The organism is Paragemmobacter straminiformis, from assembly GCF_014243445.1.
In the GTDB taxonomy this organism is placed as follows: domain Bacteria; phylum Pseudomonadota; class Alphaproteobacteria; order Rhodobacterales; family Rhodobacteraceae; genus Paragemmobacter; species Paragemmobacter straminiformis.
The window spans coordinates 199,076-212,392 of record NZ_JACLQD010000003.1 but is presented as its reverse complement, the minus strand read 5'-3'; the positions used below and the strand labels follow the sequence as shown (position 1 = coordinate 212,392).

Here is a 13,317-nt window from a genome sequence, read left to right as displayed (position 1 = left end):
GATTTGCGACGTTTCCTGACGCAGGAAACGGATATCGCCCTCACGGCAACCGCTCCGCCCAACCCGAATCTTGCGTCAGAAACGCCCCGGCACGTGCCGCCCCCTCGCCATTCCCGCGCCAACTGCCTAAACATCGGGCAGAAATACACCATAAGGCCCGCGCCCATGTCCCGCCTCCTCCGCATGTTCGGCCCCGTCATGCCCACCCCCCATGCGGCCGAGGTGACACGCGCCGCCCTCGGTGCCGCCTTGGGCCTTCTCGCCTGCGACCTGATCCTGTGGAGCCTTTCGGGCGGCGATCCCACGCATCTGACGCTGATCGCCCCCTTTGGCGCGTCGGCCTTCCTGATCTTCGTCGTGCCGAACAGCCCGCTTGCCCAGCCCTTCAGCGCCATCGCGGGCAACACGCTTGCCGCCCTCGCCGCCCTTGTGACGCTGCAGGTGACGCAGACGCCGCTGATCGCCGCCCCCCTTGCCGTGGCGCTTGCCATCGCCGCGATGGGGGCAACCCGCTCGTTCCATCCCCCTGCCGGGGCCGTCGCACTCGCCACGGTCCTTGCCGCGGGCGGCGCGCATCCGCCGACATGGGCCTTTGCCCTTGCCCCCGTGGCCGCAGGCACAGCCCTTCTCGTGGCCGCAGGCATCGTCTGGAACCACGCGACGGGCCGCGTCTATCCCTTCCGCCAGCCCGCGCCCTCTCCGCACGGCACCAAGGATCCGCTCCCCGACCGCCGCCTCGGCCTTACCCCGCCCGAGCTGGCAACCATTCTCGACCGCCTCCGGATGACCCCCAACATCGGCGTCGAAGACCTTGCCCGCGTCATCACCGCCGCCGAGACCGAAGCCGCCGCCCACCATCTGGGCGACCTCACCGCCGCCGACATCATGTCGCGCGATCTGGTGACCGTGCCGCCCGCGACGCCGCTGGCGACCCTCGCGCAGGAATTCCGCACCCACCGCTTCAAGACCCTGCCCGTCACCGACGGCGGCCACTACGCGGGGCTTCTCGACCAGGCCGCCCTCCTTGGCCTGACCGATGCCACCCTGACCGCCGCCGATCTGGCAACCCCGGTCGAAACGGCCACGCCCGAAACCACAGCCGCCACGCTGATGAACCTGCTTTCCGACGGCCACCAGCAAGCCGTGCCCATCCTGAACGGCACGGCCCTCGCGGGGCTCGTCACGCGCTCCGACCTCATCGCGCTGCTCGCCGCCCGCCTGCGCGGTGCCTGACCCTCTGGACAGCCGCCGCCTCTCGTGGCGATATGGGCCGCATGACCCATCCCATCGCCCGATTGCACCAAGCCTGCGCCGCCCTCGGCACGCGGCTTTTCACCGTCTCGATCCTTGACCGCGCGGCGGGGCTGTCACGCCGCGCCTATACCTCGCATCCGGCCGAATATCCGGCCCAAGGCACCAAGCCGATGCTGGATGACGCATGGTTCGACCATTGCATCCGCAAGGCCCGACCCTTCCTCGCCAACACCCCGGCCGAGTTCGAGAAGCATTTCTTCGACCACGCGCTCATCACCTCGATGGGGCTCGGCTCGGCGCTGAACATCCCCGTCGCCGATGTCACGGGCACCATAACCGCCACGGTCAACCTTTTGGCCGAAGCCCACCACTTCACGCCCGAAAAGCTGCAAGCCTACCTGTCCCTCGTGGCCGAAGCCCGCGCGACACTGCTCACCGACGCCTTGTTCACAGCCACCTGAATATCCCGCAGGGGGTCCGGCGGATGCGACATGCATCCTCCGGCGGCCTGCCGCAACAGCACCGGTCATGGCCTTCACGCTCCGCCAGCTTCAGTTCTTCATCGCCGCGGCCGAGGCCGGCTCTGTCTCGGGTGCCGCGCGCGCCCTGTCCATCTCGCAATCCTCGGTGACCGAGGCGATCCGCGCCCTCGAGGACGATCTCGGCGTCACGCTCTTCGACCGTCAGGCGCGCGGCCTGCTGATCACGCACAAAGGCTCGGCCTTCCTGCGCCACGCGCGGCAAATCCTGTCAGACGTCGCCACCGCCCGCTCCTCCTTTCGCGAAGAGGCCGAAACCGCCACGGGCCGCCTGTCGCTCGGAGTGACGCAACTCGTCGCGGGCTATGTCCTCTCCGACATCCTGCAACGCTTCCGCCGCGCCTTCCCAAAGGTGGAACTCAACGTCATCGAGGATTCGGGCGAATACCTGCAACATCTGCTCATCGGCGGAGAGCTTGACGTCGCAGTCCTGCTCACCTCCTCGGTCCGCGACCGTCTGGCGCTGAACGTCGAAACCCTGCTCGTCTCGCCCTACCGCCTCTGGCTGCCGCTCGGCCACGCGCTGGCGCAGCAGGAATCCATCGCCCTCGAAGAGCTTGCGGGCCTTCCGCTCATCCAGCTCATGGTGGACGAGATCGAGGAATCCACCCGCCGCCTCACCGCAGCCCTTCCCGTGAAACCCGAAATCGCCTTCCGCACCCGCAGCGTCGAGGCCGTGCGCTCGCTCGTCGCCACCGGCGCGGGCCTCGCCATCCTGCCCAGCCTCGTCTACCGCCCGTGGTCGCTCGAAGGCGACCGCATCGAAATCCGCGACGTCTCGGGCGATCTGCCTTCGGTGCAAGTGGGCCTTGCATGGCGGCGCGGCGCGCCACTCTCGCCGCCCGCGCTCAATTTCGTGCGCTCGGCGCAGACGGGCGTTCCGGAACGCTAGACCGCGCGCCCTGCACGAAACGCCGCAAGATGAGTATTTGCGGCAAGGATGAACAGGCGCGGCGCGATGCCCTTTCACCCTTGCCCAAATACTCGGCCCAACCGCAGGCACCCGCGCGCCCCCGCAGACCCGCCGCGCGGCAGCCCGCCCGCGCGGGGGCTCGATGCCCCCCAAGGGCGGCCCCCCGTTCGACCCATCGGAAAAACCGATACCGCCCATCCCATTTTTGATATTGCGAAAGGCCTCCCTCGCTCTACTCTTCGCGGATGACCGGAAAAATTCGGCACGCACATTCTCACAGGGAGAATCTCATGACCTTCACGAAGTTCACGACCGGCCTCTGCACCGCCAGCCTCGCCCTCGCCACGGGCCTCTCGCCCGCCCTCGCCCAGATGACCGAAGTCGGCGAAGGCGAAGGTGCGCTCTCGATCGTTGCCTGGGCGGGCTATGTCGAACGCGGCGAAACCGACCCCGCCTATGACTGGGTGACCAAATTCGAGGAATCGACCGGCTGCAAGGTGACGGTCAAGACCGCCAACACCTCGGACGAGATGGTCGCCCTGATGAACGAAGGCGGCTTCGACCTTGTCACCGCTTCGGGCGACGCCTCGCTGCGCCTGATCGCGGGCGGCCGCGTGCAGGAAATCAACAAGGACCTGATCCCCTCGTGGTCGACCATCGACCCGCGCCTGCAAGACGCGCCGTGGCACACGGTCGACGGCAAGCATTACGGCGTGCCCTACATGTGGGGCCCCAACGTGCTGATGTACAACACCGAGGTGTTCAAGGAACCGCCGACCTCGTGGAATGTCGTCTTTGAAAAGATGGACCTGCCCGACGGCAAGTCGAACGAAGGCCGCGTTCAGGCCTATGACGGCCCGATCCATATCGCGGATGCCGCGCAATACCTGATGTTCCACAAGCCCGAGCTTGGCATCAAATCGCCCTACGAACTGAACGAGGACCAGTACAAGGCCGCGCTCGACCTGCTGCGCGGCCAGCGCCAGCTTGTCAGCCGCTACTGGCATGACGCCTTTATCCAGATCGACGATTTCAAGAACGAAGGCGTGGTTGCCTCCGGCTCCTGGCCCTTCCAGGTCAATCTGCTTCAGGGCGAGAAACTGCCCATCGCCTCGACCATCCCGCAAGAGGGCGCGACGGGCTGGGCCGATACCACCATGCTGCACGTCGACAGCGAACACCCGAACTGCGCCTACAAGTGGTTCGACCACCAGCTTTCGTCCAACCTGCAATCCGACCTGTCGGTCTGGTTCGGCGCGGTGCCGTCGGTTCCCGCCGCCTGCACCGACGGGCGCGGCATGCAAACCGCCGAAGGCTGCCACGCCAACGGCTATGACGACTTCGACAAGATCCGCTTCTGGACCACCCCCGTTTCGGACTGCTCGCTGGGCGAAGGCGCCTGCGTGCCCTACTACCGCTGGGTGTCCGACTACATCGGCGTGATCGGCGGCCGCTAAGACCGCGCGTCCCGTGGCCCCGGCAGCGGGGCCACGACCTGACTGACCCCCGCGCCCGTCGCGGGGGAATTTCCCTTCATGTCCCGGTTGCCCCATGTCCCCTGCCGCCCCGTCCCCTGCCGCCCCGTCCCCCGCAGTCGAATTCCGCTCTGTCTCGCGTCACTTCGGCCCTGCCACGGCGCCGGTGAAGGCGGTCGACGGGGTTGACCTGACCATTGCCGAAGGCTCGTTCTTCGCCATGCTCGGCCCCTCGGGTTCCGGCAAGACCACCTGCCTGCGGCTGATCTCGGGCTTCGAGAAACCCACGGCGGGCAGCATCCGCATCTTCGGGCAGGACGTTTCCGACATCCCCCCCAACCGCCGCAACGTGAACACCGTCTTTCAGGACTACGCGCTCTTTCCGCATATGAGCGTGCGCGACAACGTGGCCTACGGGCTGATGGTCAAGGGCGTCGACCGCCGCACTCGCGACGACCGCGCCGAAGAGATGCTGTCGCTCGTCAAGCTCGACGGCTACGGAGACCGCAAGCCCGCCCAGCTTTCCGGCGGCCAGCGCCAGCGCGTCGCCCTTGCCCGCGCCCTCGTCAACGAACCCCGCGTTCTCTTGCTCGACGAACCGCTCGGCGCGCTCGACCTCAAGCTGCGCGAGGCGATGCAGGACGAATTGAAAACCCTGCAAGCCCGCCTCGGCATCACCTTCATCTTCGTCACCCATGACCAGGGCGAGGCGCTGAGCATGGCCGACAGCCTTGCCGTGTTCAACAATGGCCGCATCGCCCAGATCGGCACGCCGGCACAGGTCTACGCCCGGCCGCGCACGCGCTTTGTGGCCGATTTCGTCGGCTCGTCCAACGTGCTGCCGCCCGATGTGACCCGCGCCTTCGGCGGCCCCGCCGCATGGTCCTCGCTGCGGCCCGAGGCGCTGCGCCTGACCGCGCCCGACGGCGTGGCGCTGTCGGGCACCGTCACGACCCACCGCTACCTCGGCGCAGGCAACCGCGTGACCGTGGCGACGCAGGGCACGGAAATCTCGGCCCTCGTCCCAGCGGGCCAGCCCTTGCCCGAAACCGGCGCGACCGTCGGCATCGCCTTCGATCCCGCTGCCCTGCATGTGATGGAGGGCGAGGGATGATACCCGCCGCCGCCCCTGCCATCCTTGCCGAACGCGGCCTTGCCGACCGGCTCACGGCAATCTTCTGGCGCCGTCCGCGCCTGCTTCTGGGCATCCTGCTCGCCCCGCCGCTGATCTGGCTCGGCCTTGTCTACCTCGGGTCTCTGGCGGCGCTCTTGCTGCAATCCTTCTATTCCATCGACGAATTCTCGGGCGTGGTGAAACAGGAATTCACCCTGAAAACCTATGCCGAGCTTTTCCGCGCGCAGAACCTCGACATCATCATCCGCACACTTCTGATGTCTGCCGCCGTCACCTTGGGCTGTGCGATCATCGCCTTTCCCATCGCCTATTACGCCGCCCGTTTCGCCAAGGGGCGCTGGAAGGCGGTGTTCTACCTCGGCGTGATGCTGCCGCTGTGGTCGAGCTATCTGGTCAAGGTCTACGCCTGGAAACTGATCCTTGCCAAAGAGGGCATCATCACATGGGCCGCAGACGCGCTGCACCTGTCGATGGTGCTGAACGCGGTCCTCTCCATCCCCGGTATCGGCGGCAATTCCCTGTCCACATCGTGGATCGGCACCTTCCTCGTCTTTGTCTACATCTGGCTTCCCTACATGATCCTGCCGATGCAGGCCGCGCTGGAACGCGTGCCGAACTCCATGCTCGAAGCCTCGGCCGACCTCGGCGCCAGCCGGTCGCAGACCTTCCGCACGGTGGTCTTTCCGCTGGCGCTTCCGGGCATCATCGCGGGGTCCATCTTCACATTCTCGCTGACGATGGGCGATTACATCATCCCCCAGATCGTCGGCACCTCGGCCCGCTTCATCGGCCTTGCGGTCTACCAGTTGCAGGGCACCGCCGGAAACATCCCCCTCGCCGCCGCCTTTGCCGTGGTGCCCATCGTCATCATGCTGCTCTACCTGACCGTCGCCAAGCGCATGGGGGCCTTCGATGCACTCTGACCGCGCCTCGATCGGCCTGCGTCTCTCGGCCACGGCGGGGCTGCTGTTCCTGCACCTGCCGATCCTCGTCGTTTTCCTCTATGCCTTCACGACCGAGGAGAAATCCTACGCCTTTCCGCCCCCCGGCCTGACCACCCAATGGTTTGCCGTGGCATGGAACCGCGCCGACATCTGGCCGCCGCTCTACCTCTCGCTCTGGGTCGCCTCGGTTTCGACGCTGCTGGCGCTGATCCTCGGCACGCTCGTATCGGCGGCGATGGTGCAAAGCCGCTTCTTCGGGCGCGACCAGATCTCGCTTCTGATCCTGCTGCCCATCGCCCTGCCCGGCGTCATCACCGGCATGTCGCTGCGCTCGGCCTTCTCGATCATGGACATCCCGTTCTCGACGCTGACGATCATCCTCGGCCACGCCACCTTTTGCATCGTCATCGTCTACAACAACGCCGTCGCCCGCTTCCGCCGCCTGTCGGGCGGTATCCTCGAGGCGTCGGCCGACCTTGGCGCGAACAGCTTCCAGACCTTCCGCCACGTGCTTTTGCCCAACCTCGGCTCGGCGCTGCTGGCGGGGGGGATGCTCGCCTTCGCCCTGTCCTTCGACGAGGTGATCGTGACCACCTTCACCGCAGGCCAGCAAAGCACCCTGCCCATCTGGATGCTGCAAGAACTGGTGCGGCCGCGTGAACGCCCCGTGACCAACGTCGTCGCCATCGTCGTCTTTCTCGCCACCTTCTTCCCCATCCTCATCGCCTATTACCTCACCCGCGACGGCGCCGAGACCGCCGGTTCGGGCAAATGAAAGGGAGGTCCACATGGACAGCGCGCATATGACCATCGACACCCAGCTTCTGATCGGCTCTGCCTTCGAGCAGGGACAAGAGGCCAAGGAACCCGTCCTCAACCCGCGCACCGGCGCGCTGATCCTCGACGTGCCCGAGGCCTCGACCGCACAGGTCGACCGCGCCGTCGCCGCCGCCCGCCGCGCCTTTGACGGATGGTCGCGCACCACGCCCGCCGAACGCGCCGCCGCCCTGCTGCGCATCGCAGACCGGATCGAGGCCGAAGCCGACGCCTTCGCCGCACTCGAGGCGCTGAACTGCGGCAAGCCGATCAACGCCGCGCGCAACGACGAAATCCCCGCCATCGTCGATTGCTACCGCTTCTTCGCAGGCGCCGTCCGCACCCAGCACGGATCGCTCGCGGGGGAATACATGGCCGGCCATACCAGCATGATCCGCCGCGACCCCGTGGGCGTCATCGCCTCGATCGCGCCGTGGAACTATCCGCTGATGATGATGGCATGGAAACTCGGCCCCGCCATCGGCGGCGGCAATACGGTGGTTTTCAAACCTTCCGAGCAAACCCCGCTCACCGCGCTGAAAATGGCGCGGATATTGGCCGAGGAACTGCCCGAAGGCGTGGTCTCGGTCCTGACAGGGCGCGGCCAGACGGTGGGCAGCTACCTCATCAACCATCCCGGCGTGGACATGATCTCGCTCACGGGTGACGTGGCGACCGGCAAGAAGATGCTGGACGCGGCGGCAAAGACCGTCAAACGCACCCATCTCGAACTTGGCGGCAAGGCCCCGGTGATCGTGTTCGACGATGCCGATGTGGATCAGGTCGTCGAAGGGCTGCGCGCATTCGGCTATTACAACGCCGGGCAGGATTGCACCGCCGCCTGCCGCATCTACGCCGGCAAGAAGGTCTATGACCGGCTGGTGGCCGACCTCACCTCGGCCGTCTCCTCCATCGCCCTCGGGCTTGATGACGACAGCGCCAACGAAATCGGGCCGCTCATCTCGCTGCGCCAGCGCGACCGCGTCGCAAGCTTCGTCAACCGCGCGCGCGAGGTAGGGCATATCGAGGTCACGACCGGCGGCGAGGTGATGCCGAACGGCTTCTACTACAAACCCACCGTCATCGCCGGCGCCCGCCAAGAGGACGAGATCGTCCGGCGCGAGGTTTTCGGCCCCGTCGTGTCGATCACCCCCTTCACCGACCCGGATCAGGCGGTGACCTGGGCCAACGACAGCGACTACGGCCTCGCCTCGTCGGTCTGGACCCGCGACGTGGGCCGCGCCATGTCCACCGCCGCCCGCCTGCGCTACGGCTGCACCTGGGTGAACACGCATTTCATGCTGGTCAACGAAATGCCCCACGGCGGGCTGAAGCAATCCGGCTACGGCAAGGACATGTCCGCCTATGCGCTGGAAGATTACACCGTGGTCCGCCACGTGATGATCAAGCACTAGGGCAAGCCGGTCGCCGCCTGCAAACCGCACAAAGGGGGGCTGTCCGCCCCCCGTCGCGCAGGGCGCGACTCCCCCCGAGAGTATTTGGACAAGGATGAAGGGGCAAAGCCGTCAGCCGGCTTTCATACTCGCGGAAATATCCTCGGGGGGGCGGCGCTTCCTGCGCCGCGGGGGGCAGACAGCCCCCCGTGCAACGGTCAGGCCAAGGCCGCAGCCCTGCCCGCCCGGCGCCCCGTGGCAAGGCATCCGGTCAGCAGATAGCCCCCCGTCGGCGCCTCCCAATCCAGCATCTCGCCGCAGACAAAGACGCGCGGCACGGCCTTCAATTCAAGCCCTTCGGTGACCGCCCCCTGTGTCACACCTCCGGCGACCGAAATCGCCTCGTCGAGCGGTCTTGGCCCCCCCAGCGGCACCGGCAGGTGCTTGGCCGCCTGCGCGGGCGGCAGCCCCCGCCCCCATTCCATCACAAGCGCGACCGCCACAGGCGACAGCCCCAGCTTGCGCAGGCGGTTCGCCAGCGTCTCGCCCGGCTTCAGTCTTGCCAGCCGCGCGGCCACCTCGGCCTCGGGCAGGTCGGGCAGGAAATCCAGCGCCAGCGCCGCCCCTTCGCGCAGATCGCGGCTGACGGCATAGATGCCCCCGCCCTCGAGCCCGCGCGCCGAGATCACGAACTCGCCCCGCTCGCGCCGCGCCCCGACAAGCAGCGCCGCCCCCTTCACGGGCTGCCCGAACCATTTTGCCATATGCGTCGACCAGACCACACCGAACCCCATGTTCGCGGGCCGGAAGGCCGCCACCTCGACCCCGCGCGCGCGCAACCACGGCACCCAGACCCCGTCCGACCCGAGCCGCGCCCAGCTTGCCCCGCCAAGCGCCAGCACCGTCACCGCCGGATGCAGCACCTGCACCCCCGCAGGCGTCAGAAAGCGCAGGCCCCCGCCCTCGCCCTCTCCCTCGCCCCCGAACCCCTCCCAGCGCCAGCGCACGCGCAACTCGACCCCCATGCCACCCAGCCGCGCCAGCCACGCCCGCAGCAGCGGCGAGGCCTTCATCGCCACCGGAAACACCCGCCCCGAGGAACCCGTGAACACCTCTTGCCCCAGCCCGCGGCACCAGTCCTGCACCGCCTGCGGCCCGAATTCGGCCAGCATCGGCGCCAGCCAGCCCGACCCGTAGGCCGCCAGAAACCGCGCCGCCTCCTCGTCCTTGGTGACGTTCAGCCCCGATTTCCCCGCCATCAGGAACTTGCGCCCCGCGCTCGGCTTGGCCTCGCAGATCACCACGCGCCGCCCCGCGCGCGCCAGCTCTTCCGCCGCCATCAGCCCCGCAGGCCCCGCCCCGATCACCAGCGCGTCCATCTTGCCCCCGCCCGTTTCCGCGCCATTCTTGTCACCCATGCAAGACACACCCCTTTGCCCGCTCTGCCTGCGCCCCATCCCGCCCGGGGTGCCGCAAAGCCTGCACCATCTGATCCCCAAGCTCAAAGGTGGCAAGGGCGGTCCGACCGTGCTTTTGCATCACATCTGCCACAAGGAAATCCACGCCCGCATTTCCGAGGCCGAGCTGGCCCGAACCCTCAACACCCCCGAGGCGCTGCGGGCCGATCCGCGCCTCGAACCCTTTCTGAACTGGGTCGCCAGACGCCCGCCCGAATTCCTGTCCCGCGTGCCGAAACGGAAACGCTGACCGCTTCATCCTTGCCCAAATACTCACAGCACGGGCGGCACCCGAAGCCGACGTTCCGGAACGGCCGCGCCCCCTTTGCTGCGGCGACGCGACCGGGGGCAAAGGTGGTCGCCCTCAGAACAGCGCCTTGATCCGCGCCCCATGCGCGCCCGCCGCCAGCGCATCGGCACACAAGGCCCGCGCCGCAGCCAGCGCATCATCCGCGACGCGGTCCACAAGCCCCCAGCCCAGTGCCTCGGCCGCACCGATCCGCGCCCCCGCCAGCAGGATCATCCGCGCCCGCGACGGGCCGACCAGCGCGGCCAACCGCTTCGGGTCGGACGGTTGCGGCAGGTAGCCGCGTTTCATCACCGGATAGAAGAATTCGGCCCCCGGCACGCAAACCCGCAAATCGCAGGCCAGCGCCATGCCAAAGGCGCCCCCCGCCAGCGTTCCGTTCAGCGCCGCCACCGACAGGCCGCGAAACCCGTCCAGCGCCGCCGTCAGCCGCCCCCATTCGGGCGCATCGCCAAGCCCTTCGGCCATGCCCTGCAAATCCGCACCGGCCGAGAACACCTTTCCCGCTCCGGTCACCACCAGCGCAGCAAAGCCCTCGGCCGTTTCCACCGCCGCCGCCAGATCGGCCAGCATCGCCGCCGTCAGCGCATTGGCCTTGTCGGCGCGGTCCAGCACCACAAGGCGCAAGCCCCCCTCCAAGCCCCCCTCGTCGTGAACGCGGATCACGCGATCAGCCCCACGGCCCGCCGTACCCGCTCCTCGCGCAGCGACACATCGGCCCCCAGCCACGGGTCCGCCGCCGCCCCGCACATCCAGACCAGCGCCTTGGCCGCCCATTCGGCGGGGATATGGGCCGAAGGGTCCAGACGGCTGACCGCATTCACCCCGCTCGCCCGGATCGTCACCTGCATGCCGGTCGCCACCGTGCCGGGCGACAAGCCCAGCACGCGCAGGCCGTTGGGCCGTTCCTCGACATCCGCCACCCGCGTCAGCATCAGCGCCCCCGCCTTCGACGAACAGTATCCGCCCCAACCCTCGAGCGGGTTCACCGCCGCACCGGACGAAACGGTGATGACCGTCCCCGCCCCCTGCGCCCGCATCTGCGGAATGACCGCCTTCATCCCGTGGAACACGCCCTTCAGGTTGATGTCCACCGCCCGCCCGAAATCTCCGGCTTCCGCATCAGCAAGCCGCGCGATCGGCTCGATCACCCCGGCATTGTTCACCATGACGTCGATGCGCCCGAACCGCGCCACCACCGCCGCCACCGCCCCGCGAACCGAGGTCCACTCGGCCACATCGCAGGGCAGGGCCATCGCCTCGGGCCCCAGTTCGTCCGCCAAAGCCGCGATCTCGCCGCCGCTGCGCGCCAGAAGCGCCAGCTTTGCCCCTGCCGCCGCAAATTCCCGCGCCGCCGCCGCACCGATGCCACGGCTTGCGCCGGTGATCACCACAACCTTGCCCTGCATGCCCACTCCTCCGCTTTTCCCTACAAATAGCCGCACACCGTTTCCGATGTAATCCCTTGACCCCTCCCGTTCCGAAGAGGATGCTTTCCCCGCATTTCTCTTCAGGTCACGAGGTTTTCATGAAATTCTGGTCGCTCGCGGGCAGCACTGCCCTTGCCACCCTTTGCGCGCAGGTTCCGGCCTTCGCCGATGTCACCCCCGCGCAGGTCTGGCAATCATGGCAGGACCTCTCCGCCAGCTACGGCCAGACGCTGACGGCAGGCAATGTCGACGATCAGGGCGACACGCTCACCGTGACCGGCCTTGCCATCAACTACGACCAGAACGGGGTGAAAGCCGCGGGCACCATCGGGGAAATGGTCTTTGCCGACATGGGCGACGGCACGGTCAAGGTCACCATGTCCGACAGCTACCCGCTGACCCTGACACTTCCGCCCGAAGCGGCGGGGGGCGATCCCACGACCATCTCGTTGCAGATCGACCAGCCTGACCTGACCATCCTCGCCTCGGGCGACACTGCCGAAACCAGCTACAGCTTCACCGGACCCAGCGTCACCATCGCCCTGACCGGGGTCGAAGGCGTGGAAACCGAAGCGGTCGACATCACCGCCAAGGCCGAACTCGCCAATATGGCGGGCAAATACATCTTCACCCCCGACGGCGACAGGAACGCGCTCTCCTCAAGCTATTCCGCCGACAGCCTGACCGTTTCCTTTGCAGGCACCGACCCCGATCCCTCGCCCTCGACCGACGGCACCGCCGCGCCGTCCAGCGGCACGGTCGCCTTCACCATGAAGGACATCACCGGCACCACCAACGGCACCATCCTGAACGCCGCCGCGATGGCCGACATGGCGGCCGCCCTCAAGGCGGGCTTCGCCACCGACGGCAGCTTCAATGCCGGCGAATCCACCGTCGAGGTCGATGTGACCGACGCGCGGGGCAACACCAAGCTGTCGGGCAAGGGGGCCACCGCCGCCCTGTCCTTCGGCATGAACGACCAGCGCATCGCCTATTCCGGCAGCGCCACGGGCGTGACCACCACCATGTCCTCGCCCGACATTCCCTTCCCGCAAATCTCGCTGTCCTACGCCGAAACCGCGTTCGATTTCCTGATGCCGGTCAGCGCGTCCGAAACCCCTGCCGATTTCAAGCTTCTCACCAAGCTCGTCGATTTCACCATCTCGGACGAGGTGTGGGACATGTTCGACCCGACCAAGCAACTGCCGCGCGACCCCGCGACACTGGTGATCGACACCAAAGGCACCGCCACGCTGAAAGCCAGCCTCTTCGACGCCGCCGCGATGAAGGCCGCAGGCCAGACCGCCACCCCGCCGGGCGAGCTGAACTCGCTCGAGGTGACGGAACTCCGCGCCAAATTCGCGGGGGCCGAACTCACCGGCAACGGGGCTTTCACCTTCGACAACACCGACACCACGACCTATGGCGGAATGCCCGCCCCCACCGGCAAGATCGACCTCAAGGCGACGGGGGCCAACACCCTGATGGACAAGCTGGTGGCGATGGGCCTCATGCCCGAAGATCAGGTCATGGGTATGCGCATGATGCTGTCCATGTTCGCCAATGCCACGGGCGAGGACGAGCTTTCCTCGACCCTCGAATTCAAGGACAAGGGCTTCTACGCCAACGGCCAGCGCCTGCAGTAAGCCTGCC

General features: G+C 67.5%; 13 protein-coding genes. 10 read left to right on the top strand and 3 right to left on the bottom strand.

Going from position 1 to position 13,317, the window contains the following annotated elements; genetic code table 11:
* Window positions 1-165: 165 nt before the first annotated feature.
* The 8 genes from H7F16_RS11570 (at window position 166) to H7F16_RS11535 (ending at window position 8,491) form a co-directional block, all read left to right on the top strand.
* Window positions 166-1,233 carry an HPP family protein gene (locus H7F16_RS11570; RefSeq protein ID WP_185797757.1) on the top strand — a complete coding sequence of 356 codons (1,068 nt, stop codon included), beginning with the start codon at window positions 166-168 and terminating at the stop codon, window positions 1,231-1,233.
* Window positions 1,234-1,274: 41 nt separating this feature from the next.
* Window positions 1,275-1,715, top strand: a complete 441-nt coding sequence (locus H7F16_RS11565; protein WP_241741423.1) for a GAF domain-containing protein — start codon at window positions 1,275-1,277, stop codon at window positions 1,713-1,715.
* A gap of 67 nt (window positions 1,716-1,782) precedes the next feature.
* Window positions 1,783-2,685, top strand: coding sequence for a LysR family transcriptional regulator (locus H7F16_RS11560; protein WP_185797755.1), 903 nt, complete (start codon window positions 1,783-1,785; stop codon window positions 2,683-2,685).
* A 311-nt stretch (window positions 2,686-2,996) separates the two neighbouring features.
* Window positions 2,997-4,163, top strand: coding sequence for an ABC transporter substrate-binding protein (locus H7F16_RS11555; RefSeq protein WP_185797754.1), 1,167 nt, complete (start codon window positions 2,997-2,999; stop codon window positions 4,161-4,163).
* 94 nt (window positions 4,164-4,257) lie between these two features.
* The gene (locus H7F16_RS11550; RefSeq protein ID WP_185797753.1) at window positions 4,258-5,295 is read left to right on the top strand and encodes an ABC transporter ATP-binding protein; all 1,038 of its coding nucleotides are present in this window, start codon (window positions 4,258-4,260) and stop codon (window positions 5,293-5,295) included.
* Window positions 5,292-6,239 (top strand): ABC transporter permease, encoded by a 948-nt coding sequence (locus tag H7F16_RS11545; protein ID WP_185797752.1) that lies wholly within the window; start codon window positions 5,292-5,294, stop codon window positions 6,237-6,239. Before H7F16_RS11550 ends, H7F16_RS11545 begins: the two co-directional genes overlap by 4 nt.
* On the top strand, window positions 6,229-7,035 hold the full coding sequence (locus H7F16_RS11540) for an ABC transporter permease (protein ID WP_185797751.1): 807 nt from the start codon (window positions 6,229-6,231) through the stop codon (window positions 7,033-7,035). The genes H7F16_RS11545 and H7F16_RS11540 overlap by 11 nt, the downstream gene beginning before the upstream one ends.
* Before the next feature lie 34 nt (window positions 7,036-7,069).
* Window positions 7,070-8,491 carry a gamma-aminobutyraldehyde dehydrogenase gene (locus tag H7F16_RS11535; RefSeq protein ID WP_185798128.1) on the top strand — a complete coding sequence of 474 codons (1,422 nt, stop codon included), beginning with the start codon at window positions 7,070-7,072 and terminating at the stop codon, window positions 8,489-8,491.
* 197 nt (window positions 8,492-8,688) lie between these two features.
* Here the strand turns inward: H7F16_RS11535 and H7F16_RS11530 are convergent, their stop codons facing one another.
* Window positions 8,689-9,849, bottom strand: a complete 1,161-nt coding sequence (locus H7F16_RS11530) for a TIGR03862 family flavoprotein (protein WP_185798127.1) — start codon at window positions 9,847-9,849, stop codon at window positions 8,689-8,691.
* Window positions 9,850-9,886: 37 nt separating this feature from the next.
* Here H7F16_RS11530 and H7F16_RS11525 point away from each other — a divergent pair, with 37 nt between their 5' ends.
* Window positions 9,887-10,177, top strand: a complete 291-nt coding sequence (locus H7F16_RS11525) for an HNH endonuclease family protein (RefSeq protein ID WP_185797750.1) — start codon at window positions 9,887-9,889, stop codon at window positions 10,175-10,177.
* A 114-nt stretch (window positions 10,178-10,291) separates the two neighbouring features.
* On the opposite strand, the gene H7F16_RS11520 is transcribed toward H7F16_RS11525, so the two are convergent.
* A complete protein-coding gene (locus tag H7F16_RS11520) occupies window positions 10,292-10,900 on the bottom strand; it encodes an enoyl-CoA hydratase/isomerase family protein (protein ID WP_338402000.1) in 609 nt (202 codons plus the stop codon).
* Entirely contained in the window at window positions 10,897-11,643 is a 747-nt protein-coding gene (locus H7F16_RS11515) for an SDR family oxidoreductase (RefSeq protein ID WP_194308472.1), read from the bottom strand. The genes H7F16_RS11520 and H7F16_RS11515 overlap by 4 nt, the downstream gene beginning before the upstream one ends.
* 119 nt (window positions 11,644-11,762) lie before the next feature.
* Between H7F16_RS11515 and H7F16_RS11510 the strand changes: the two genes are divergently transcribed.
* Window positions 11,763-13,310 carry a DUF2125 domain-containing protein gene (locus H7F16_RS11510; protein WP_185797747.1) on the top strand — a complete coding sequence of 516 codons (1,548 nt, stop codon included), beginning with the start codon at window positions 11,763-11,765 and terminating at the stop codon, window positions 13,308-13,310.
* Window positions 13,311-13,317: the final 7 nt, after the last annotated feature.

What these genes read in the sequence shown, in the direction of transcription:
- H7F16_RS11515 (WP_194308472.1), bottom strand. Translation starts at nt 11,643, where the DNA reads ATGCAGGGCAAGGTTGTGGTGATCACCGGCGCAAGCCGTGGCATCGGT.
- H7F16_RS11550 (WP_185797753.1), top strand. Translation starts at nt 4,258, where the DNA reads ATGTCCCCTGCCGCCCCGTCCCCTGCCGCCCCGTCCCCCGCAGTCGAA.
- H7F16_RS11560 (WP_185797755.1), top strand. Translation starts at nt 1,783, where the DNA reads ATGGCCTTCACGCTCCGCCAGCTTCAGTTCTTCATCGCCGCGGCCGAG.
- H7F16_RS11530 (WP_185798127.1), bottom strand. Translation starts at nt 9,849, where the DNA reads ATGGACGCGCTGGTGATCGGGGCGGGGCCTGCGGGGCTGATGGCGGCG.
- H7F16_RS11510 (WP_185797747.1), top strand. Translation starts at nt 11,763, where the DNA reads ATGAAATTCTGGTCGCTCGCGGGCAGCACTGCCCTTGCCACCCTTTGC.
- H7F16_RS11570 (WP_185797757.1), top strand. Translation starts at nt 166, where the DNA reads ATGTCCCGCCTCCTCCGCATGTTCGGCCCCGTCATGCCCACCCCCCAT.
- H7F16_RS11545 (WP_185797752.1), top strand. Translation starts at nt 5,292, where the DNA reads ATGATACCCGCCGCCGCCCCTGCCATCCTTGCCGAACGCGGCCTTGCC.
- H7F16_RS11525 (WP_185797750.1), top strand. Translation starts at nt 9,887, where the DNA reads ATGCAAGACACACCCCTTTGCCCGCTCTGCCTGCGCCCCATCCCGCCC.
- H7F16_RS11540 (WP_185797751.1), top strand. Translation starts at nt 6,229, where the DNA reads ATGCACTCTGACCGCGCCTCGATCGGCCTGCGTCTCTCGGCCACGGCG.
- H7F16_RS11555 (WP_185797754.1), top strand. Translation starts at nt 2,997, where the DNA reads ATGACCTTCACGAAGTTCACGACCGGCCTCTGCACCGCCAGCCTCGCC.
- H7F16_RS11565 (WP_241741423.1), top strand. Translation starts at nt 1,275, where the DNA reads ATGACCCATCCCATCGCCCGATTGCACCAAGCCTGCGCCGCCCTCGGC.